The sequence below is a fragment of the Ruegeria sp. CDSB086 genome (assembly GCF_059611065.1).
On sequence record NZ_JBXWOV010000005.1, the window covers coordinates 86,547 to 107,970 of the forward strand.

Here is a 21,424-nt window from a genome sequence, read left to right on the forward strand (position 1 = left end):
CCCGTCAGCGGTTTTCGCCCAATACCTTGATCGCCCCCAGAAGGCGGGCGATTTCCTGCTCCGTGTTGTAGTGACAGAAGGAAATGCGAATGCAATCTGACAGGTCCAACGGCGTAAGAACGTTGCCGGAATAGTGATCGGCCTTTCGCGTATGGGTCCGAATGCCCTGTTGATTCAATACCTCGACTACGTCTTCGGATGCATACCCCTCGACCACGATTGACACCAGTCCTTCGCGTGCCGGGTTATCGGCGCCCGCCAAAATGGTCACGTGGTCCATATCACGCAGTCCTGGCAGATTGCCTGTGCCGTTGATTGCAGTATTGGTCAGGTGTGTTTCATAGGCGTGAATGGCGCGACCTGCAGCCTCGATCCGCTTGCGCGGTTCGGTCTCATCCGAGACTTCGCTACCGAGCCAGTCAAAATATGCCACTACGTCCGAAACAGTTGCGTAAGATCCCGCGTCACGGGTCCCGAACTCCCACCCGGTTGCGGGTGCGTCGATCAACATGTCATGCGGCAAAGCGCTGAGTTTGTCAGAAACCCAGGCGATGCCATATCCGTGACGCGAAAACACTTTATAGGGCGAGATCGCGTAGCCATCGACATTATAGCCATCCAGATCCAGTTGCCCGTGGGCAGCATGCTGAATGCCGTCGACGATGATCAAACAATCCGGTGCCACAAAACGGATCGCCGCGGAAATTGCAGCTACGTCCATACCCATGCCTGTCACGGGGGACGCATGCAGGATCGTTGCCACTGCGACATCTGGCGTCATCAGCGCGGTATAGTCATCGGCCGTAACCAATCCGGTGTCGTTGCCGTGGGGCACATTCACATACTCCAGCCCTGCGATTTCAGCCCAGCGGCAGGCTGCGCTTCGGGTGGCCGGGTGCTCGATGGATGACCCTATCACTTTTGACCCTTTGGGGGCGACCAGGCACGCGGTGCGGATCATGCGAAATAGCAGCTCGGTTCCGCTTTCACCTGCGAAGAACTGCCCGGAAGATGCGTTCATGAACACGGCCAGGTCGTCCTTTGCCTTGTTAATAACGCCTTGGGTTCCCTGACCTGCCGGATTTATGCGCCCGGGATTGTCTGGGATTGCTGCATAAAAAGCTGAGGTTTCAGCGACGGATTTCAATGTCAGTGCTCCGCCCGCATTCTCGAAAAAGATGCGTTCGCCCTGAAACGGGCAAGTGCCGACATGGGCGAACCGGTCGCGGATGGCGTCGATGAGGGCAGGGTTGTCTTGGATCATAGATTTGTCCTGTGCATAGTCAGAGCGCGGTTCACGATCGTGCGGCGGAGCTTGGCCACCGCGATAAGGCTTTGTTCGGAAAACCGTCGACAGAGTCATCGAAAATTCCGCGAACTGAATTGATCAGGCCGTATGCTGCCATCCTGTCAAGCGACAACGCGACATGATTGCGCTGCACCGGCGTTTTTTGTCGCTATCGAACTATTCTTTCATAAAAATATTGCGCGTATTATCGGGAGATCCAGATGAGAATGGCGCCTTCTGTTGGCTCGTGTGTGTGGTGAAGCAGGCGATATGTATCGTGAACGGTTTCATATCCTCGACAAAGGTTTTTGTCAGCTTTAGCATACTTACCGCAGGGTGTTTTTCACGATGATCGGGCACTATCCTGCCGTTGGGTGATACGCTGGTTTTCTAAAAATATATAATATAATCAAAAAGTTGATCAGAGTTTATCTATTTACTAAAAATTTAGTTTGACAGGTGCGCAGAAAATCGCTGATGCTGTCTGCTATCCGGTTTGCGCCGGAAAACCATAACTTTTTGGGAGGAAAGAGATGCGGAGACATCTACTTTCCGCAGTGGCGGCTGTGGCCGTCATTGCGGGGCACGGTCCCGTTTGGGCCGACGAAGCCGCAGCACAACGTTGGATCGACGATGAATTCCAGCCATCGACCTTGTCGAAAGACGAACAGATGTCGGAAATGCAGTGGTTCATCGAAGCTGCACAGCCTTACTCTGGCATGGAAATCAACGTCCTGTCCGAAGGCATCCCGACACACTCTTACGAATCCGAGGTCCTGACCAAGGCGTTCGAGGAAATCACCGGCATCAAGGTCAACCACCAAATCCTTGGTGAAGGCGAAGTGGTTCAGGCGGTTCAGACCCAGTTGCAGACCGGCCGGAACCTGTATGACGGCTATGTCAACGACAGTGACCTGATCGGCACGCATTCGCGTTTGCAGCTGGCCTATCCGCTGACCGACATGATGGGTGGCGACTGGGCCGGTACGACCTCACCGACGCTGGATCTGGATGACTTCATGGGCATTCAGTTCACCACCGGTCCGGACGGCAAGCTGTATCAGCTGCCGGATCAGCAGTTCGCAAACCTCTATTGGTTCCGCAAGGATTGGTTCGATGATGAGGCCAACAAAGCCGCGTTCAAAGAGAAGTATGGCTATGACCTGGGCGTTCCGGTCAACTGGTCAGCTTACGAGGACATCGCAGATTTCTTCACCAACGACGTAAAAGAAGTCGACGGCACCACGATCTACGGTCACATGGATTACGGCAAGCGTGCGCCCGACCTGGGCTGGCGTATGACTGATGCATGGCTGTCGATGGCTGGTGCAGGTGATAAAGGCGAGCCAAACGGTATCCCCGTCGACGAATGGGGCATCCGCATGGAAGCAGGCACCTGTAACCCTGTCGGCGCTTCGGTGTCACGCGGTGGTGCTGCGAACGGTCCGGCTGCGGTCTATGCGATCCGTAAGTGGGATGAATGGCTGCGGAACTATGCACCTCCGGGTGCGGCGTCTTATGACTTCTATCAGTCGCTGCCGGCGCTCAGCCAGGGCAACGTGGCTCAGCAGATCTTCTGGTACACAGCCTTTACCGCCGACATGGTGAAGCCGAAGTCCGAAGGCAACAACACTGTAGATGACGAAGGCACGCCGCTTTGGCGGATGGCACCCAGCCCGCACGGCCCCTATTGGGAAGATGGCCAGAAGGTCGGGTATCAGGACGTGGGTTCCTGGACCTTCCTGAAGTCGACCCCTGCGGATCGTGCTCAGGCGGCTTGGCTCTATGCCCAGTTCGTGACGTCCAAGACTGTCGATGTGAAGAAGTCTCATGTGGGTCTGACCTTCATCCGCGACAGCTCGGTCAACCACGAGTCGTTCACCGAACGCGCACCCAAGCTGGGTGGTCTGGTCGAGTTCTACCGCTCGCCTGACCGTGTGGCATGGTCGCCGACCGGCATCAACGTGCCGGACTATCCGAAGCTGGCCCAGATCTGGTGGCAGCAGATCGGTGACGTGAACTCGGGTGCCTTCACCCCGCAAGAGGCGATGGACCGTCTGGCCGAAGAGATGGACATCACCATGGCCCGCATGCAGGCCGCGGATGAAAGCGCCGGTGTCTACGGTGGCTGTGGTCCCCGCTTGAACGAACCGCAGGATGCGTCGTTCTGGTTGGAAAAAGCAGGCTCGCCCAAAGCCAAGCTTGAGAACGAAAAGCCGCAGGGCCAAACCGTCAACTACGACGAACTGGTTCAACGCTGGCAGTCTCAGTAAGCCATTGAAACCCGGGGATGCCGTTTCAGGCATCCCCACCTCAAGACCAGTGCGACGCACTGAAGAACCGGAACCCACGGACATGATCGAACTACAAGATGCCACCAAACGCGTTGGCAACGTTATCCATATCAAGCCCACGACCCTGACGCTGCAAACCGGCCATTTCAATGTGCTGCTGGGCGCGACGGGATCGGGCAAAACCTCTCTGATCAAGATGATGGCCGGGCTGGACCCGATCGCCTCGGGCAAGGTGCTGATGGACGGGCAGGACGTCACAAGGCTGAACACGCAAAAGCGACAGATCAGCCTCGTGCACCAGTTCTTCGTGAACTATCCGCATATGAGTGTTTTTGACAACATCGCCTCGCCTTTGCGTGTGGCTGGAATGGCGAAATCCGAGATTGAAGGACGCGTGGAAGAGGCCGCCGACTTGCTGCAGCTGCGCCCGATGTTGCATCGCCGACCGCATGAGCTGTCAGGCGGCCAACAACAACGTACCGCGTTGGCCCGAGCCATCGCAAAAGAAAGCCGAGCCGTGTTCCTCGATGAACCGTTGGCCAACCTGGATTACAAGCTGCGCGAAGAACTGCGCGAGCAGCTACCCGACCTGTTTGCCGGTCGTGGGGCGGTGGTGGTTTACGCCACCTCGGAACCCGAAGAGGCGCTGCTTTTGGGTGGATATACCGCCCTTATGGAAGACGGTCGCGTTACGCAATTCGGCCCGACTGCTGATATCTATCGCAACCCTGAGAATATTGCCGCTGCGCGCGTGTTCTCAGACCCGCCGATCAATGTGGCCCGTGTCACCGTGTCAGCTACGCAGGCACAGCTTGCAGGCGGCGGCGGCTGGGCGGTTTCGGATTTGGCGGACGGCGAGTACATGGTTGCAGTACGACCGCACCGAGTGACTCCCACCCGCACCTCGGATGCCGATGTGGAACTGACAGGTCGTGTGATTGTCACAGAGCTATCGGGTTCCGATTCCAGCGCGCATTTCCAGCACGGGGATGATGCTTGGGTCTCTTTGGCGGCTGGCGTGCACCCTTATCGGGTGGGCGAAGATCACCGATTTTATATGAACCCGGCCCATTGCCGGTATTTCGGCCAAGACGGCAAAAGGGTGGCCTGACATGGCACGGATCAAGCTTTCAAACCTCAAACACAGCTACATGCCGACGCCGGCAGGTCCGGAAGACTATGCGCTGAAGGAAATCGACGTGACATGGCGCGATGGTGGGGCATATGCACTGCTGGGACCGTCGGGTTGCGGCAAGTCCACGTTGTTGAACATCATCTCGGGCTTGTTGATGCCGTCCGAGGGCCAGATCCTGTTCGATGATCGCGACGTGACAGCTCTGCCGCCTGACCAGCGTAATATCGCGCAAGTATTCCAGTTCCCGGTGATCTACGACACGATGACAGTAGGCGAGAACCTGGCGTTTCCGCTCAAAAACCGAGGTGTTGATACGGCGACGATCAAACGACGCGTCGATGAGATTGCCGAGATGCTGGATGTCACTGAGTTGCTCAAGACCCGAGCGTCAGGACTCAGCCCAGACAATAAGCAGAAAATTTCGATGGGCAGAGGTCTGGTCCGCGACGACGTGAATGCGGTTATGTTCGACGAGCCGCTGACTGTGATCGATCCCCACCTGAAGTGGAAGCTGCGGTCCAAGCTGAAAGAACTGCATCAGCGCGTGCGGGCCACGATGATCTACGTGACCCACGACCAGACTGAGGCGCTGACCTTTGCAGACGAGGTGGTCGTGATGCAGGAAGGCGAAGTGGTTCAGATCGGCACGCCTGTCGAGCTGTTCGAACGTCCTCAGCACACGTTTGTTGGTCACTTCATCGGCTCACCCGGCATGAACGTGCTGCCCTGTGAAGCCAGGGGCGACCGCGCCGTTTTTGAAGGCCACGAAGTGATGTTGGAAGGTCCGATCCATGGTGATGGCGGTCGAACCGATCTGGGCATCCGCCCCGAATATGTGGGGTTCGGTGACACCGGTATCCCGGCACATGTAACCAAGGTCTCGGATATTGGCCGTCACTACGTGGTCAGCGCCATGGTTGGTAATACGGCCCTGAAAGCAGTAACTGAACACAGTGTTCCGGAACCGGGATCACAAGTCTTCCTGCAATTCAAACCTGAACAATCGCGCATCTACCGCGACGGCTGGATCGCAAGCGAGGAGCGGACACAATGAGAACGGAAAACCAAAGGGCATGGTTCTTTGTCTTGCCGGTTCTGGCACTGGTCGCCTTCAATGCGCTGGTGCCGATGATGACGGTGGTCAACTATTCAGTGCAGGAGACCTTCGGCAACAACCAGTTCTTCTGGGAGGGACTGGGCTGGTTCGAACAAATCCTGCGGTCCGACCGGTTCCAAGCCGCACTTGGACGGCAGTTCCTGTTCACTTTCCTGATCCTGCTGATTGAGGTGCCCCTGGGCATCATTGTGGCCCTGTCGATGCCGCGCAAAGGGTTCTGGGTTCCAGTTTGTCTGGTTCTCATGGCTCTGCCGATGCTGATCCCGTGGAATGTAGTCGGGTCGATGTGGAATATCTTTACCCTGCCCAAGATCGGCTTGCTGGGCTATTTCCTAAATGACGTTTTAGGCATCAACTATGACATGACCCAGCAACCGCTGTCGGCATGGATCACAGTCGTCATCATGGATGTCTGGCACTGGACTTCATTGGTCGTACTACTCTGCTATGCAGGCCTCGTATCGATCCCGGACGCCTATTACCAGGCCGCCAAAATTGACGGCGCCAGCCCGTGGTCGGTATTCCGCTATATCCAGCTGCCCAAGATGAAAACAGTCCTGACAATCGCGGTACTGCTGCGGTTCATGGACAGTTTCAACATCTATACCGAGCCCTTCGTTCTGACCGGCGGCGGCCCCGGCAATTCAACCACCTTGCTGTCGATCGACCTTGTGAAGATCGCGCTGGGACAATTTGACCTTGGCCCTGCAGCCGCGATGAGCCTAATCTACTTCGCCATCACGCTGCTGGTGTCTTGGGTTTTCTACACTCTGATGACAAAGGATGACGCGCAATGAAGAAGCGGTCCCTTATCCCGATCCTCTATATCGCGTTCCTCATGCTGCCGATCTATTGGCTGGTGGCGATGTCCTTCAAGACGACAAACGAGATCCTGTCGGGCTTTTCCCTATTCCCACAGACTTTTACACTGGAAAACTACGTCACGATCTTCACGGACCCGACGTGGTATTGGGGCTACATCAATTCGATAGCTTACGTGACGATCAACACAGTGCTGTCGGTGTGTGTTGCCTTGCCAGCCGCTTATGCGTTCTCGCGTTATCGGTTCCTTGGCGACAAGCAGTTATTCTTCTGGCTGCTGACCAACCGTATGGCGCCGGCTGCGGTGTTCGCGCTGCCCTTCTTCCAGCTATATTCGTCCATCGGTCTGTTCGACACATATCTGGCCGTGGCACTTGCCCATACACTGTTCAACGTGCCGTTGGCTGTTTGGATTCTGGAAGGTTTCATGCGCGGCATTCCCAAAGAACTGGATGAGACAGCCTATGTGGATGGCTATTCGTTCCCACGTTTCTTCGTGACGATTTTCCTGCCGAACATCAAAGCGGGTGTTGGTGTCGCGGCCTTCTTCTGCTTCATGTTTTCGTGGGTCGAGATGCTGTTGGCCAAGACCCTGACTGCGGTAGAGGCTAAACCCATCGCGGCCGTGATGACGCGTACTGCCTCCAGCGCCGGGTACGAGCTGGGTCTGCTGGCCGCTGCCGGAACCCTGACCATCATCCCCGGAGCCATCGTCATTTGGTTTGTCCGCAACTACATCGCGCGCGGTTTTGCGATGGGTCGTGTATGAGGTTCGATATGCGTAAACTTCTTCTCATCCTCCCCTTCCTACCCACGACGGCCTTGGCTCAGGCTCAGACCGGATGGGGCAACGTTGGCCAGCAAGAGGAAAAGGGATTTTCCTGGACCGACCCTTTGTGGCCCGATTTTTGGATGGCCTGGACGCCTGCGACACTTGCAGTTTTCGTTGGGATATTCTCAGCCATCGCGCTTATTGGCGTTCTAGAAGGCTTCAAATATCGCGACGGGATCGAGCGGCGCGGCGTATTGGGTCTGACCACCACGCTCGGCGATCGTCTCTTCATCACGCTTCTCGGGGCTGCCTACATCTTTCTGGCCTGGCTCGGATTGGTTGGGCAACCGGTTTGGACGCCGCTGTTTTTGTCCATCGGTTGGGGCATCTTCGTCTTCTGGAAAGTTTAGGCTTTGCGAAACAGTGAAAGGATGCTTGTCTGTCAGGCATACTAAAAAATGGCGACACCGAGACTGATGCGAAAGAAAAAAACTACAAACTTGCTGACCGAAGTGGAACTTGAGTTCATGAATGAACTCTGGGCGCTGGGTCAGGGCTCAGTCCGAGATGTTCTTGATCGTTTGGCGCCAGATCGAAATCTGGCCTACACATCCGGCGCAACAATTTTGCGCATTCTCGATGAAAAGGGATTTGTAGAAAGCGAAAAGAACGGCAAATCGTTGATTTATAGGCCACTTCTGGAAAAAGACAGGTATCAGTCGCGTTCGCTGCAAAATCTCTCCCGAACGTTATTCGACGACACCCCCGCAACTTTGGTTGCAAGGTTGGTCGACGATGCGGGGCTGACAGAAGATGATCTGGAGGAAATTCGAGCACTGGTAGAGAGGAGACTGCAAAATGACGGCGGTTAAACCGGTTCTCGACGCTTTTCTCGAGTTAAATGTTGTACTTGGATTGTCGGCACTTATCTGGCTGGCGGTGCGCGTCGTGTTCGCGCGATCGTCTATGCGATATGGGTTTGTTGCACAACTTCGATCGCTCAAAGCACTTTGTATTTGTGTTGTGCTGAGCCCGGTGCTGGCAATGGGTGTCTCGGCCTTTATCGGTTTTCTGTGGCCTGGACGCGCAGTCGCACTGGGGGATCTGGCCGTGGCTGCCTACTTGCGTGGTGATATTGCCATGCCGGCTGCGCAGTTCGAAACCCTGCTGAACACGCGCGAACGTTGGCTTGATCACGTTCTTTCTGGTTCGTCTGTCCTTGTAACATGCATTTTGATTGCATTCGCTCTGGTGTCGACTTTCTTGACAATTCGTGTGCTTCGCGATGCATGGGCAATTCGCAAAACCGTGAGATCCAGCTTTCTTTGGCGGCGGTCGTCGAAGGTAGACATTCGTTTGTCGGACCGGATAACCGTACCCTTCGCTGTGCGCGGCCTACGTCGCCGCCACGTCGTCTTACCCAGCCATTTGCTAAATACACCGCGTGAATTGCGGTTCGCTCTGGCACACGAATTTCAACACATCCGTGCCATGGATGTGGAGTGGGAGCTGGGCTTTGAGCTGATGCGCCCGCTACTGTTCTGGAACCCGGCATATCTGGTGATTAAGCACCAGTTTGACCGACTGCGCGAGTTGGCCTGTGACCAATCCGTTGTCTCGCGTAAGGGGATAGACGCCAAAGACTATACGGCCTGTTTGCTGGATTACTGTTCGCGATCTCTTACAATGAACTGCCCACGCATTCTTCATGTGGCCTTGGTGAACGGGACAAAAGCAAAGCATGTGTTGCGTTTGCGTGTGATTGCCTTGACCGAAGCGTCGACGGCAAGTCCTCCTCTGCCTGCCGTATTTCTTGGGATGACCCTAGCATTGGCAACCATTCTTGCCATCAGCTCGGCGTCAGTACGCCAAACTCAGGATTGGAGCCACGATCGCTTGATGCTGTCGACAGTTGTTAATCTGGAACGGCTTGAGGCTCGCACTCAGGGGAATTGATATGCGGTGATGCTCTTCGGCCAGGGTTGGAGAGACGGATTGCCGTTTCATGCGCACGATGTTCAGCGCCGGGAAATTTTGGCCCGAGGCTGGGGCATGTTGAGTTCCTGATTTTGCGTTAAAACGGGGCAGGGGTGCCCGTTTTAACGCAACCAGGCAGAGCTATGTCGTTTCACCAACGTACAACCGCTTGCGCAACCGGCATGGTGTTGCCTTGCGGGCCCGAACCCAGTGCGAGTTGCACGCTTCCCAAAGAATGGATCGGAAATAAAACGAGAGTCTGACGCAAATACTCAGACTCTTGATTGATCCCCTATAGGTTGTGTATTTTTTGCCACAGCGTGGCAGTCTAAAGCGGACAACCCTGCAGTCAGATTGACTGCAGAGATCAATAAAATTGAAGTGGATCAATAATTTATGGTTTGAGGCTTTGAGTTTTTTATGAGCGCTGTTTTGCCCTCTTTAGGTGTACATCTTTTAGCGGATTTCTTCGATTCAACTGCACTTTATGATCCTGCCCCAGCTGAAGAAGCTCTGACACGCGCGGCTATTGCAGCCAAAGCGCATGTCCTTGACGTCGAAACTCATGATTTCGGACAACGTGCAGGGTTTACCGGGGTGGCTTTGTTGGCTGAGTCCCATATCTCGATCCACACTTGGCCCGAGCATGGTTATGCCGCCATTGATATCTTCATGTGCGGCGACGCCGAGCCGCAGCGCAGCCTGGATGTACTGAAATCCTATTTCCGCCCGCAGCGCATTGAGGTGCAATCCATCAAACGGGGCCTGATCGGACAAAACGTGCCGCGGCTGGCTATCGCCGGCAGTTGAAGGGCGAATGAGAGAGCTGCGCAGATGCCCGGTCACGATATCTCTAATCCTGTGCGCGATTTGCGTCTACGTGCTGTTCGGTCCGGTGCGTTATTCGGGGCCTGTGCAAAGCTTGCCCGACCATCTGTTGTTCGTGATCCGGCATGGCGATCTGAGCCATCTGACACTCAACTGTGTGATGATTTTCATCGGCGGTTGTCTGACCGAACCTCGCTTGGGCAGTACCGGGACCTCAGGCCTTGTGATCCTGAGCGTCGTTGCCGGCACAGTGGCAGAGTTCGTTCTGGTCGGGCCGGGGTTCGTAGGGTTATCAAGCGTTTCCTATGCCCTTGTTGCCTTTGGTCTTGTTGCCGCGGGACCGCCAAGCCAACGTGTTTGGGCGCTTGCGCTGATATGCATTCTGCTCGTCGCCGAGTTTTTGTACCTGCGGTCTCAGATCGCGGTTTTCACCCACATTACATCCGCGTTGGTCGGGGGAGGTCTTGCCTTGTTTAATGCGTTGTTCGGCTCGAAGGGGCCGACCCTCACGCCTATGGAATGGCGACATGTATCGCCTGCCATTCAGATCATCGCCCAGACCGATGAAGATGACGCGGCCGAGGCTGAAGACAAATTTGTTAACGAGGGCACCCAAAACATGTTTGTCCTGCAAGATCGGGGCAACGTGTTGGGTTTGATCGGCTACAGTATTGACGAAGATGTACCTGATGTTGCGTGGCTGTCCTGGACCTACCTGGATCAGGCCCAAACCGGCAAAGGGTTTGGCGGGCAGATGTTGAACGACATGCTGGGTAAGCTTGCGCAGCTACAGATCCGTAAGATTTTCATCGAAACCAGTGACTACGAAGAGTTCGGCAAGAAAATCTATGCCGCCGCGCATAAGCTGTATGAAGAATTCGGGGCTGCGGTCGAGTTGACCGTTCCTGGGTATCACAGCCCGCGAGAGGCGAAAATCATCTATGGATTGGATAATCCGGATGCGCCCGAACTACCGCCCGCCCATCCTGCCTCAACCATAGGTCTGTCTGTCGTGGACCTGCAAAAGGCCGCGGAAACCGACGATGTAGCGGGACTACGCTGGAGCGAATCCGGTACCAGGTTGAGCGGCCTGGATCAGCAGCTTTCGCTGGCTCGCACGCAGAAATATCGCATGGCCGTTCTGACTATCCCCTCTGATCTGTCCGACGCACATGCAGCCGAATTACAGGGGCAGGGGATGAAGAAATGCGGCGCGCTCAAAGAGTTCTACGGCAAGGACCTGCACCAGGATTGGTGGTCCTATGACCTTGATGAAACCTGAAAACACAGTCTTAACTCGATAGGAGAAATTATGTTTGGAAATCTGAAAACAATCGTCATTTTGGGCGTTGTGGGCTTCATAGGATATTCGGTGTTCCTGGCCCCGAAGTCCGAACAGACCGCCGATCTTGGGCAGGTTCTGGACCGGACCGAATTTGCGATCAACGAGTATCAGGAATATCTGACAGCTAACAGCATCGCCGAAGCCTCGGACGATCAAGTGGAAGAGTTCACGGAGTATCTCACCCAGATCATGAACTCGGAACCGCGCTTTTATGACGAGCCGCTGGGTCTTGAAATTCTATCCGACGCCAAGTTCTCGGGTTATGCAGACGCTAATGCAAACGGCGCACGAGACTCGGATGAAGGTGAGATTTTACCATCGAGATTGACGAGGCCAACAGACGCCTGATCGCCACTGACACTACTGGTGAGTCCGCTGGCTTGCGTTTCTCGGGCGCCGGCTTCCTGGCCGGTGCGCTGATTGGCAACCTGCTCAGCCGACAGCGTTCGGCCGGTATCAGCGCCTCAAGCTTCAACAACCGGAACGTGACGCCGCGCGCCAGCTATTCAGCTCCGCGCAGCGCTCGCGCTGGTGGTCTGCGCGCCGGTAAATAAGGCACCGCGTCCGCAACATACTCCACTCAGGCCCGGCGCTAATCGCGTCGGGCTTTCCAGTTATTCGGAATTCAATATGACCGACACTCTGACACCGCGTTACACAGAGCTGCCACGCCGGCAGGCGATGGTTCTGCTTGGCGCGATCCTTGTTGTTGCCCTGTGCGGCATTGTCTACGAACTGATCATTGGAACGGTGTCCAGCTACCTGCTGGGCAACTCGGTCTATCAGTTTTCACTGACCATCGGGTTTTTCATGTTTGCTATGGGGGTCGGGTCATATGTCTCACGCTTTTTCCACGGCAACCTGATCCAAACGTTTATCTGGGTTGAACTGATTCTGGCCTTGGTCGGCGGCCTGTGCAGCGTGTCATTGTTCATGCTCTTTCCCTATGCGCCGTGGTTCTACACGGTGGGAATGTTTACCTTTATCTCGACCATCGGGTTTCTCGTCGGTTTGGAAATTCCGCTTTTGATGCGGGTCTTGTCCGAAAGCAGTACCGCGCGGGAATCCATCGCCGACGTGCTATCACTTGACTATATCGGAGCACTTTTCGGATCTGTTTTGTTTCCAATCCTGTTGCTTCCATCGCTTGGACTGATTTCATCCTCATTCGCCATTGGCCTGACCAATGCCATGGTCGCTTTGCTGAGCGTCCTTTGCCTACGCGACCAGCTGGATTCACCCAAACGGATGCTGGTCAGCGCAATCGCGACCATCGTTTTGCTGTTCGCGCTGACTTTGCTGGCCGGGCGCATCACTGCGTTTGCGCAGGACCATCTGTATTTTGACCGTATCGTCTGGCGTAAGCAGTCGCAGTATCAGTCACTGGTCGTCACCAACACCTGGCAGAAAAATGACGTGCGCCTTTACATCGACGGCCACCTGCAGTTCGCCGAAGCGGATGAGTATCGCTATCACGAGGCGCTGGTCCATCCAGTTCTGTCATGGGGGGAAAACGCCCCCAAGTCCGTATTGGTTCTGGGCGGAGGCGACGGGCTGGCCGTGCGAGAGATCCTGAAACACCCCAGCGTATCGCGCATCGACCTTGTTGATCTCGATCCGGCGATGACCGACCTGGGGCGCAATCTGGCCCCCATCGCGCGCCTGAACGAAAACAGCATGGAGGCCTCGATTCTGAACGTCTACAACACCGATGCATTCAACTATGTCAAATCCACCGATCAAACCTATGATCGGATCATTATAGATTTTCCCGACCCCCATAACGAAGCGCTGTCAAAGCTCTATTCGATCGAGTTCTATGCCATGGTGAACAGCATTTTGAGCGACGATGGTGCTTTGGTCACTCAAAGCAGCTCTCCCTTCTTTTCACCGCATACCTATTGGACGATTTCCGAGACCCTTTCCGAGATTTTCCCGCAGGTGGTGAACTATCAGGTTTCGATCCCGTCATTCGGAGTTTGGGGTTACAACCTTGTGGCCAATGATCCGACGGCGACACTGGGCGAGGTTCCAGAGAGTGCGCGCTTTCTGACATCCGGTGTCTTTGAGGCCGCCCAAGTGTTTTCCGATGACCTTCTTCCCAAGCGAGAACTGGCGATTAATTCCATCTTTGACCCAGGAATCTATCACGAATACTCGCGTGACGTTTCTGGCTATTGAGCTAGGTTTGCGACCGATCGATTTCCGTCTAGCTGTATGGTTCGCCGTGGCTGAAACAGGCGGCGAGCATGCCTGATCTATTCTGGTTGAGCGACGTACAGTTGGCACGCCTTGCGCCCTTTTTTCCAAAGCCTCATGGGAAGCCCCGTGTTGACGACAGGCATGTGTTGAGTGGTATTATTTCATTAACCGCAACGGGTTAAATTGACGAGATGCGCCCAAAGACTTTGGTCCGCGCAAGATCCTCTTTAACCGTTGGAAGCTGTGGAGCGATTAAGGCATCTTTGCCTAGATGCTGGTCGGCCCGGCAGCGAATGGCGACACGCTACGAAAGATGCCAAAAGCCTTTCTCTTCGCAATCGCTTTTGCTGCACTCGTTATTTACGGGTTAGATATCCTGAAACTAACAGTTGCGTGAGATTTCGCGTCTGGGTCTAAGAAAACTTTGCTCTCCTAGCTGTCTCAATTCAATACTGAAACACGTGGCTTTTTGGCGGAGAGTTTATTGCGATTTAGTGTAGGCATTGCTGTGTCAATTCTGGTGGCTGTGTCTATCGGAGTGTCGACGTTTATTGTTCATTCCCTGTGGTGGACAACAGCGCGCGACAATAGCCGCATGCTTGCAGCAGAAATAAACGGCCAGATCGCAAACACTGTCCGTATCGAGGTGGGCGTGACACTCAGGTCGGCCGAAGCCGCCTGGGCGGCCGTTCGTACGATCTTTGTTCAGAACGTCATCGCGACGCGACAGGCCGACAAGCGGGAGTTTGTTTTTCTGTCACAATTGCAGGCACAGCCGAATATCTCATGGATGTTCTTCGGTTGGCCTGACGGGAATTTTTTCGCGTCACATCGCCTGGGTGACGGTGGGCTTGAGATGATTGAAATCGATGAGGGAATCCGCGACCGAATGCTGCGGAAAGACCGCTACATCTTCATTCCCGGTGACATACAGTTCGAAGAGCGGACCTTTACCGAAACATCTTATGATCCGCGCGAACATGCCTGGTTTAAAAACTTCATGGGCCTCAATTCCTCTGGGTGGATCGAAGCGCGCGACCTTCCGGATAGTGACAGAACCGTTTACGCCTTTGCCGGTCCGATAGACGTCAATAGAGCGCGACAAGGCGTTCTGGCAGTTGCGATCGAAACGGATCGTTTGTCACGGTTTCTTGCCACGCTTGCGCCCGGCGAATTTGGCGCGGCGTTTATCTTGAACGCCGATGGAAAGGTTATCGCGGTCCCCGATGCCGAAGCGGATGAGGTCACTCCGGCGCGCATGGGCGAGGGCAAGCTTTATGAAGTCGCCATGATCTCGGGCGAAAGGCTGTTGGCTGACCCACAAGCAAATGCCTCTGGTACATTGACGAAACGTGTCGTCATTGACGGCGTGCCTTATGCGGTGGCGCTGACGCCCCTGGGGTTTTACGGCTGGCGCGTTGCCACAGTCATACCAGAAGCGGCCTTTCTTTCGGGCATCGACGAGACGCTGATCAATCTGATTTACGTTTTGATCATTGTGGTGGTTGTTGCAACCGGATTAGCGATCTGGCTGATCCGCAAAGTCGTGGCAAATCCGTTGGCCCGCATCGCCGAAGACCTTGGTAAGATTGAGCGCTTTGACGTCGAACAAATTGAGCGCAGACCGTCCAAACTGTCTGAGCTTGCCAATCTTTCTGCGGCCACTGCTAGCATGGCAGCAGGTTTGTCGGCATTCCGAAAATACGTACCTACGGATCTTGTGCGCATGCTGCTTGCTGAAGGTATCAAGATACAGCCAGGCGGAGAGATGAAGCAGATCTCTGTTTTGTTCTGCGATGTCACGGGCTTCACTGGGCTGTCCGAAAAACTTGGCCCCAAGATTGCCCAACTGATGGAGCCCTTCTTCAGCGCAGCCTCGACGGCTATCGCTCACAATGGTGGGACGATCGACAAATTCATGGGAGATGCTGTGATGGCGTTTTGGGGGGCGCCGCGCAAGGATGTAAACCACGCTGAAAACGCATGCCACGCAGCATTGGACCTTGTCGCTGCAGTGGAAGCGTCCGGAATTCAAGATGATGCCGGCAATCCGTTACGTGTCAGGATTGGACTGAACAGTGGCGAGGCTTTGGTCGGAAATATCGGATCAGAGCAGCGGTTGAACTACACCGCGATTGGCGATGTCGTGAACGTTGCCAGCCGGTTGGAAGGAGCCAACAAAGATTATGGCACGCTGATCCTCATTGGGCCAGAAACGAGACAAAGGGCAGCCGACACAATCGTGGTGCGCGAGCTGGACACGCTAACCGTATTTGGGCGCGTTGAAGAGCTTGTGGTCTACGAACTGATAGCGATGGCAGATGGGCGTGGCAGATCATTTGCCTGGATAGAGACTTATGAACAAGGCCTTGCGCACTACCGGGCAGGGCGGTTTGAAGAGGCTCTTGCCGCATTTGAGGTTGCAGACCGAAAACGAAATGGAGATCCCGCCTCAGTCGCAATGATGGCCCGTGCCCAAAGCCTGTTAGACAAGCCTCCACCAGAAGACTGGCGCGCAATTACCAGTACCAAAAAATAGTAGTAGCCACATCCGCCTAAATTACGTTCAGGCCCCTTTTTGATTTTCGTTTTGTGGTGTGGTTCACGGCGCGCAAATGACCGGTGAATATGTTTGATCTTTTCTGGCAGGCCGACGCCCTGATTAGCACCACCCGAGTGGTCCAGTTTGAACGTGAGTGAAGGATTGGCCTTGGGTTCCATCGGAACGATGAACTCCGCGCCGTTGTCCGACCTGATGTAGGCCGGAGTGTGGCGCAAGATGAACAGGTCCATCAATGCACCAATGACTTCTGTCGAGTTCAGCTTCCGTATCGCCAGGAACGCTTCCCCGTCATCGGTCCGATGAAGAACGAAGTCATGCGACCAGACATGATTACGATGTTCGGGTCGGAGTCGAACACACGACCCGTCCACTGTGCGGTAGGGCATTGCGAAGCAAAGTCCTGAGAAGATTCAGCCGGAGACGTCCCATCTTTGTCTCATTGGTACTTTGAGGCCCTTACGTTGCCACAGGCGCTCGGCACGCTTGTCGTTGATCTGCTAGCCCGCGTCACTCAGAAGGGTTGCGATATGGCTATACCAGTATTGACCAGAATGGCGCATCAGCTCGATCGTGTAGGTAGCCAGCCGGTCTTCGCCAGCACGTCCAACTGGCAACCGCCTCTGCGCGGGCCGATGCTGACCCAAAACAGGGCAGACCCGCCGCTTGGACACCCGCATCTTGTTACGAATGTGATCAATGCAAGCCCGGAGACGTGAAGGACTCAGTAGTTTCCCTGTGCTGCTTCAGACCGGATCAGCCTGCCCAACGTGAGATGTGACACGGCACAATGCAGCCGATCATTCTCCTGCTGAAGCCGCTTTAGCTCCTTAAGTTGGTCGGTTGCCATACCGTCATACTGCTTACACCAGCGATAGAAGGTCTGTTTGTAGTCCGCACTTATCGGGTGGTGTCTACGCGCGGCATCCCTTGGCCGCAAAACGCCTCACCCTTCCATAGTTTGGTGACAATCACTTCCGGTTTGTATCGTTTGACTATCAGATTTGACCCTCGGGTACCTAACTATAGGGGCGGAACAATTTAGTGGTGGAGGATCAACATCATTTAATCGCATAATCAATCTTATGTTAATTTACTTTTCTTGTAGTTGTCTCCTTATTACAAAACCGACGCCAGAAACCATCATGGTTGACCCACACGAATTCATCTACCATCCTATTTGCGTATAGCTTGTTTTATTGTGCGAACCTGCACGTTTGTTTTGGCAAGGTCGATGAAATGACCGATAGTTCACAAAAGACCTACGTGCATGACACTCATCGTCTGCGCGACCCCGCGCACACCCTGAGCATTGTGCAACCATTTCTTCGGGAAATGGGTATAACTCGGATCGCGAATCTGACCGGTCTGGATCGGATTGGTTTGCCTACCGTCATGGTTGCTCGTCCCAATTCCCGATCTGTTGCGGTGTCACTTGGTAAGGGACTGTCGTTGCAGGCAGCGCAAGCTTCAGGCGTTATGGAAGCGATCGAATCCTGGCATGCCGAACGTGTGCGACTTCCGCAACGGCTTGCCAGACTTACCGATTTGGCTGATGAAGCGACCGTAGTGGATGTGGAGCGATTGCCTAAGGTCACCGGCGCGCAATTTGATCCCAATAGCAACATGCTGTGGGTCGAAGGCCGGGATTTGAAAAGCCAACGGGCCTGCTGGGTTCCGCTTGAGATGGTGGACACTGACTACACCACGGCTCCACTCGCTGGACAACGCGCCTTTCCCAGAACAACAAACGGTTTGGCTTCGGGCAACAATGTCGCCGAAGCGAGTTGTCATGCGATTTGCGAATTGATTGAGCGGGATGCAACGACGCTGTGGTCTCATCAAACCACGACCGTGCGTATTGATCTCGGCACTGTCGACGACCCAAGATGTCAGGCGGCCATTGAAAAAGTCACCGGCGCAAATCTGGAGATCGGGGTGTGGAACACCACGTCGGATATCGGAATTGCCAGTTTTCGCTGCGTGATCTGTGAGGCCAGCGGGCAGCCTGGTCACATCGGCATCGGCGATGGATGCCACCCGGATCGAGCAATCGCGTTGCTGCGCGCGGTGACAGAAGCTGCTCAGACCCGGCTGACCTATATCTCGGGCGCGCGCGATGATCTGGATCCGGCAGAATTCACTGACCAGGCGCAAACGGATCGGTGTAGATATGTGCGGGATCTGATCGATCGTGCCACTCCGACAGAGAATTTTCAGGACTGCCCGACGCATTCAACCAAGACATTCGAGGATGACCTGGCTTTGCTGTTGAACAGGTTAGAGGCCGTCGGGATTTCTCAGGTTGTGATCGTGGACTTGTCTCGGCCTGAATATGATCTATCGGTTGTTCGGGCGGTCATACCGGGCTTGGAGGCGCCACATGACGACGCGGATTATGTACCAGGACTAAGAGCGCTGCAGATCAGGCAGGAAACCGCATGACCGTCGTTGTATTTGTGGGCCCTACCCTGCCAGCGCACGAAGTCACCGCACGGTTGAATGCTGCGATCCTACCCCCTGTTCAGCAGGGTGATGTTTATCGCGCAGCCAAGGATCAACCGCACGCCATTGGAATCATAGATGGGTTTTTTGAAGGTGTGCCGTCAGTCTGGCATAAGGAAATCTTGTGGGCGATGGAACAAGGGATCCCGGTATTTGGCAGCGCCAGCATGGGCGCCCTGCGAGCAGCGGAACTTGCCGATTTTGGAATGATCGGTGTTGGCGGGATCTTTAAGGACTACCTCAGCGGCGTTTTGCACGATGACGATGAGGTCGCGGTTCTGCACAGCCCGGCAGAACTGGGGTTTCAACCGCTCAGTACACCGATGGTATCGATCCGGGCCACAGTCAAACAGGCGCAGGCTCAGGGGATTTTACCTTCTGAAAGCGTCGCGACTATCCTAGAGCATGCGAAATCCAGACACTATCGGCGCCGCATTTGGCAGAACATCGGCAAAGAGTTAAGCGACTTGCCCGGAATAGAGGCCTTTTTAGATTGGCTACCCGACGGCCAAATTGATGCCAAGGCAGATGACGCCCGCGCGATGCTGGCCCTTATGGCGGATTGCCTGTCGCGGGGCACCCTACCCCCAATTCCCGTAACGCGGACCGAACCAACATTGGTGTGGAAACAGTTGCGCAACCGCATCGACGCCAACGAAGCAAAGAACCACGCGGTGATCGACGAGTTGAGGTTAGACCCGGAACTGTACGCCGAATTGCGCAACCGCGCAGTGCTGAGCGTGATGGCACAGGAAGAGGCCGCCGAGCAGGATCGGCAACCTGATCGTGACGCCCTGATCCGGCAGATGACGGACCACAGGGCCATGGCTGGATTGTCTCATAAAACGCATTTGATGGAATGGCTGACCGCCAATGATCTGAACCTTGCGGAATACGAGGACATACTGGCGGATGCCGCTCGGATCGATGCGGCGGTCGCCGCGCGTTTGACGCAGTTGGAAGGGCCATTGCTGGCCGAACTGAAACGAAACGGAAAGTACACCGATCTACGGGAACGGGCGGTCGCCAAGGAAAAAGCTAAGATTGTGAATGGGCACCCCTCGGGCGCAGATCGTCTGCGTATGGTCGTGTGGTATTTTGAAACGCGCCTTGACCAGGACGTGCCGGATAACCTGGACAGCTACGCAACCTCGCTTGGCCTATCCGGGCGCGCGGAACTTGGTGAGTTGATCGAAGCAGAGTATTTGTTTTGCCACAGGAGTGCCTGTGCGGATGTCCCAAAAAGCAAGGCGACCTCCGCCCGACACGAGGGGTCGATTGATGAACACACATGAGACTGTAAGCGACGAAGAACCCGGCACACGGTTCCTGCTGTATCCGCAATCACCTTTTCTGGAACCGGGCGCGCAACCGGAGCTTGTCGAAATTTCGGCTCCGCAGGGCAGCATCGGACCGGGCCCATCCGGCCCACGCATGTACACTGTAAACCCTGTCGGCAAAACCACACCTTACGGCGCCATTGTTCCCGGGCCAAATGGACCGGGTATGTATCTGCCTCCTTGGGACGGATACATCCAACCGCCCGCGATGCCTGATGAGTTAGGGAACTTCTTTCATATTGCCCCGTCGGACCCCTCATTTGAGGCGGCGCATTTGTTCGGGTCAGCTCACTTTACAATGGATGTTTGGCAAGGGTATTTTGACCGGCCGATCCCATGGCATTTCTCACGCGATTTCAACCGGCTGGAGCTGTCCCTGCTACCCAGTCTGGACAACGCACATATTGGTTGGGGCTTTCTGGAAACGGGCGGCACACACGAACATGGAGACGAGTACCGCCCATATAGCCTGAACTTTGACGTTGTCTCCCATGAAATTGGACATGCCATTATCTATAGCGTCATTGGTATGCCGTCAGACGGAGATGCGTCGGGCGAATATTACGGATTTCACGAGTCCGCTGCCGATATGGTCGCCCTTCTTGCGTCGCTGCATTTTGGTTCTGTTGTTGACGCGTTGTTGAAAAACACGCGGGGCAACCTGTACACATTCAATCGCCTGAACCGGTTTGCCGAACTGGGGGAAAACGCTCAGATCCGAATTGCCGCCAACACACGGTCCATGTCAGAGTTTGCGGCCGGATGGACTAGCGAACACGATCTGTCCGAACCATTGACCGGAGCGATGTTCGACATTTTCGTAGATATTTATCACGAACGCCTGCTGCTGCATGGGCTGATCTCACCTGAAGAAGAACACCTGTCCGATCAACTGGAAGACTCTCCGGATTACAGCGAGGTTATGCAGGGTGTGTTCGATGCCCGTTATGCCGAAAACCCGGAAGGTTTCCGGATCGCTTTGCTTGAAGCGCGCGATTTTTTGGGAACCTATCTGGCCGACACATGGGAGCGGCTGGATGCCGATATGCTCAGCTATTTCGGTGTTGAAAAGGCCCTGCTGGCGGTCGATCAGGAAATCACTGGCGGTGCGTTTCGCAACATCATCGAAGGCAACTTCCGCATGCGTGATATTGGTCTGACATCTGCCGGTCCACGTCTTCCCGACCCCGAGGAAGACAGCCACTCGGCCTCGGTTCGTACGCAGGTGCCAGTGTAACT

General features: G+C 55.0%; 17 protein-coding genes and 2 pseudogenes. 17 read left to right on the forward strand and 2 right to left on the reverse strand.

Translation table 11 applies throughout. The features are described 5' to 3' along the window. Positions 1 to 4 precede the first annotated feature (4 nt). Positions 5 to 1,264 carry an aminotransferase class V-fold PLP-dependent enzyme gene (locus AC2FIO_RS11610; RefSeq protein WP_496697745.1) on the reverse strand — a complete coding sequence of 420 codons (1,260 nt, stop codon included), beginning with the start codon at positions 1,262 to 1,264 and terminating at the stop codon, positions 5 to 7. A 557-nt stretch (positions 1,265 to 1,821) separates the two neighbouring features. Here AC2FIO_RS11610 and AC2FIO_RS11615 point away from each other — a divergent pair. The 14 genes and pseudogenes from AC2FIO_RS11615 to AC2FIO_RS11680 all read left to right on the forward strand — a co-directional run bounded on the left by AC2FIO_RS11615 (position 1,822) and on the right by AC2FIO_RS11680 (position 16,319). Beyond that, the gene (locus AC2FIO_RS11615; protein ID WP_496697747.1) at positions 1,822 to 3,561 is read left to right on the forward strand and encodes an ABC transporter substrate-binding protein; all 1,740 of its coding nucleotides are present in this window, start codon (positions 1,822 to 1,824) and stop codon (positions 3,559 to 3,561) included. Positions 3,562 to 3,643: 82 nt separating this feature from the next. After that, a complete protein-coding gene (locus AC2FIO_RS11620; protein WP_496697749.1) occupies positions 3,644 to 4,693 on the forward strand; it encodes an ABC transporter ATP-binding protein in 1,050 nt (349 codons plus the stop codon). A gap of 1 nt (position 4,694) precedes the next feature. Then, a complete protein-coding gene (locus AC2FIO_RS11625; RefSeq protein ID WP_496697751.1) occupies positions 4,695 to 5,771 on the forward strand; it encodes an ABC transporter ATP-binding protein in 1,077 nt (358 codons plus the stop codon). Next, complete coding sequence (locus tag AC2FIO_RS11630) at positions 5,768 to 6,631, forward strand: carbohydrate ABC transporter permease (RefSeq protein WP_282119456.1); 864 nt, start codon at positions 5,768 to 5,770, stop codon at positions 6,629 to 6,631. The genes AC2FIO_RS11625 and AC2FIO_RS11630 overlap by 4 nt, the downstream gene beginning before the upstream one ends. After that, the gene (locus AC2FIO_RS11635; RefSeq protein ID WP_170415418.1) at positions 6,628 to 7,425 is read left to right on the forward strand and encodes a carbohydrate ABC transporter permease; all 798 of its coding nucleotides are present in this window, start codon (positions 6,628 to 6,630) and stop codon (positions 7,423 to 7,425) included. The genes AC2FIO_RS11630 and AC2FIO_RS11635 overlap by 4 nt, the downstream gene beginning before the upstream one ends. 8 nt (positions 7,426 to 7,433) lie before the next feature. Continuing rightward, a complete protein-coding gene (locus AC2FIO_RS11640) occupies positions 7,434 to 7,838 on the forward strand; it encodes a DUF2160 domain-containing protein (protein WP_058274638.1) in 405 nt (134 codons plus the stop codon). 66 nt (positions 7,839 to 7,904) lie between these two features. Continuing rightward, entirely contained in the window at positions 7,905 to 8,300 is a 396-nt protein-coding gene (locus AC2FIO_RS11645; protein WP_113790821.1) for a BlaI/MecI/CopY family transcriptional regulator, read from the forward strand. Then, positions 8,287 to 9,384, forward strand: coding sequence for a M56 family metallopeptidase (locus AC2FIO_RS11650; protein WP_496697754.1), 1,098 nt, complete (start codon positions 8,287 to 8,289; stop codon positions 9,382 to 9,384). The genes AC2FIO_RS11645 and AC2FIO_RS11650 overlap by 14 nt, the downstream gene beginning before the upstream one ends. Before the next feature lie 441 nt (positions 9,385 to 9,825). After that, a complete protein-coding gene (gene speD / locus AC2FIO_RS11655) occupies positions 9,826 to 10,215 on the forward strand; it encodes an adenosylmethionine decarboxylase (RefSeq protein WP_496697756.1) in 390 nt (129 codons plus the stop codon). Between the two features lie 7 nt (positions 10,216 to 10,222). Further along, complete coding sequence (locus tag AC2FIO_RS11660) at positions 10,223 to 11,515, forward strand: GNAT family N-acetyltransferase (RefSeq protein ID WP_496697758.1); 1,293 nt, start codon at positions 10,223 to 10,225, stop codon at positions 11,513 to 11,515. Between the two features lie 30 nt (positions 11,516 to 11,545). Next, the gene (locus AC2FIO_RS11665) at positions 11,546 to 11,926 is read left to right on the forward strand and encodes a hypothetical protein (protein WP_496697760.1); all 381 of its coding nucleotides are present in this window, start codon (positions 11,546 to 11,548) and stop codon (positions 11,924 to 11,926) included. A 282-nt stretch (positions 11,927 to 12,208) separates the two neighbouring features. Beyond that, positions 12,209 to 13,759 (forward strand): polyamine aminopropyltransferase, encoded by a 1,551-nt coding sequence (locus AC2FIO_RS11670; RefSeq protein ID WP_496697762.1) that lies wholly within the window; start codon positions 12,209 to 12,211, stop codon positions 13,757 to 13,759. 68 nt (positions 13,760 to 13,827) lie between these two features. Continuing rightward, positions 13,828 to 14,033, forward strand: a pseudogene (locus AC2FIO_RS11675) (transposase); the annotation flags it as partial. A gap of 231 nt (positions 14,034 to 14,264) precedes the next feature. Further along, the gene (locus tag AC2FIO_RS11680; protein ID WP_496697764.1) at positions 14,265 to 16,319 is read left to right on the forward strand and encodes an adenylate/guanylate cyclase domain-containing protein; all 2,055 of its coding nucleotides are present in this window, start codon (positions 14,265 to 14,267) and stop codon (positions 16,317 to 16,319) included. Between the two features lie 188 nt (positions 16,320 to 16,507). On the opposite strand, the pseudogene AC2FIO_RS11685 reads toward AC2FIO_RS11680, so the two are convergent. Further along, a pseudogene (locus AC2FIO_RS11685) lies at positions 16,508 to 17,342 on the reverse strand (transposase family protein); the annotation flags it as partial. Positions 17,343 to 17,579: 237 nt separating this feature from the next. Between AC2FIO_RS11685 and AC2FIO_RS11690 the strand changes: the two are divergent. The 3 genes from AC2FIO_RS11690 to AC2FIO_RS11700 are packed head-to-tail and all read left to right on the forward strand — an operon-like array spanning position 17,580 to position 21,422. Further along, positions 17,580 to 18,785: a YcaO-like family protein gene (locus tag AC2FIO_RS11690; protein ID WP_496697766.1), complete on the forward strand. Its 1,206-nt coding sequence runs from the start codon at positions 17,580 to 17,582 to the stop codon at positions 18,783 to 18,785. After that, positions 18,782 to 20,140 (forward strand): TfuA-like protein, encoded by a 1,359-nt coding sequence (locus AC2FIO_RS11695; RefSeq protein ID WP_496697768.1) that lies wholly within the window; start codon positions 18,782 to 18,784, stop codon positions 20,138 to 20,140. The genes AC2FIO_RS11690 and AC2FIO_RS11695 overlap by 4 nt, the downstream gene beginning before the upstream one ends. Then, positions 20,127 to 21,422, forward strand: coding sequence for a gluzincin family metallopeptidase (locus AC2FIO_RS11700; protein ID WP_496697769.1), 1,296 nt, complete (start codon positions 20,127 to 20,129; stop codon positions 21,420 to 21,422). The genes AC2FIO_RS11695 and AC2FIO_RS11700 overlap by 14 nt, the downstream gene beginning before the upstream one ends. Positions 21,423 to 21,424: the final 2 nt, after the last annotated feature.

Coding starts and splice junctions, on each gene's coding strand:
- AC2FIO_RS11615 (WP_496697747.1), top strand. CDS start 1,822: ATGCGGAGACATCTACTTTCCGCAGTGGCGGCTGTGGCCGTCATTGCG.
- AC2FIO_RS11660 (WP_496697758.1), top strand. CDS start 10,223: ATGAGAGAGCTGCGCAGATGCCCGGTCACGATATCTCTAATCCTGTGC.
- AC2FIO_RS11640 (WP_058274638.1), top strand. CDS start 7,434: ATGCGTAAACTTCTTCTCATCCTCCCCTTCCTACCCACGACGGCCTTG.
- AC2FIO_RS11645 (WP_113790821.1), top strand. CDS start 7,905: ATGCGAAAGAAAAAAACTACAAACTTGCTGACCGAAGTGGAACTTGAG.
- AC2FIO_RS11625 (WP_496697751.1), top strand. CDS start 4,695: ATGGCACGGATCAAGCTTTCAAACCTCAAACACAGCTACATGCCGACG.
- AC2FIO_RS11690 (WP_496697766.1), top strand. CDS start 17,580: ATGACCGATAGTTCACAAAAGACCTACGTGCATGACACTCATCGTCTG.
- AC2FIO_RS11695 (WP_496697768.1), top strand. CDS start 18,782: ATGACCGTCGTTGTATTTGTGGGCCCTACCCTGCCAGCGCACGAAGTC.
- AC2FIO_RS11665 (WP_496697760.1), top strand. CDS start 11,546: ATGTTTGGAAATCTGAAAACAATCGTCATTTTGGGCGTTGTGGGCTTC.
- AC2FIO_RS11620 (WP_496697749.1), top strand. CDS start 3,644: ATGATCGAACTACAAGATGCCACCAAACGCGTTGGCAACGTTATCCAT.
- AC2FIO_RS11670 (WP_496697762.1), top strand. CDS start 12,209: ATGACCGACACTCTGACACCGCGTTACACAGAGCTGCCACGCCGGCAG.
- AC2FIO_RS11650 (WP_496697754.1), top strand. CDS start 8,287: ATGACGGCGGTTAAACCGGTTCTCGACGCTTTTCTCGAGTTAAATGTT.
- AC2FIO_RS11610 (WP_496697745.1), bottom strand. CDS start 1,264: ATGATCCAAGACAACCCTGCCCTCATCGACGCCATCCGCGACCGGTTC.
- AC2FIO_RS11700 (WP_496697769.1), top strand. CDS start 20,127: ATGAACACACATGAGACTGTAAGCGACGAAGAACCCGGCACACGGTTC.
- speD (WP_496697756.1), top strand. CDS start 9,826: ATGAGCGCTGTTTTGCCCTCTTTAGGTGTACATCTTTTAGCGGATTTC.
- AC2FIO_RS11635 (WP_170415418.1), top strand. CDS start 6,628: ATGAAGAAGCGGTCCCTTATCCCGATCCTCTATATCGCGTTCCTCATG.
- AC2FIO_RS11630 (WP_282119456.1), top strand. CDS start 5,768: ATGAGAACGGAAAACCAAAGGGCATGGTTCTTTGTCTTGCCGGTTCTG.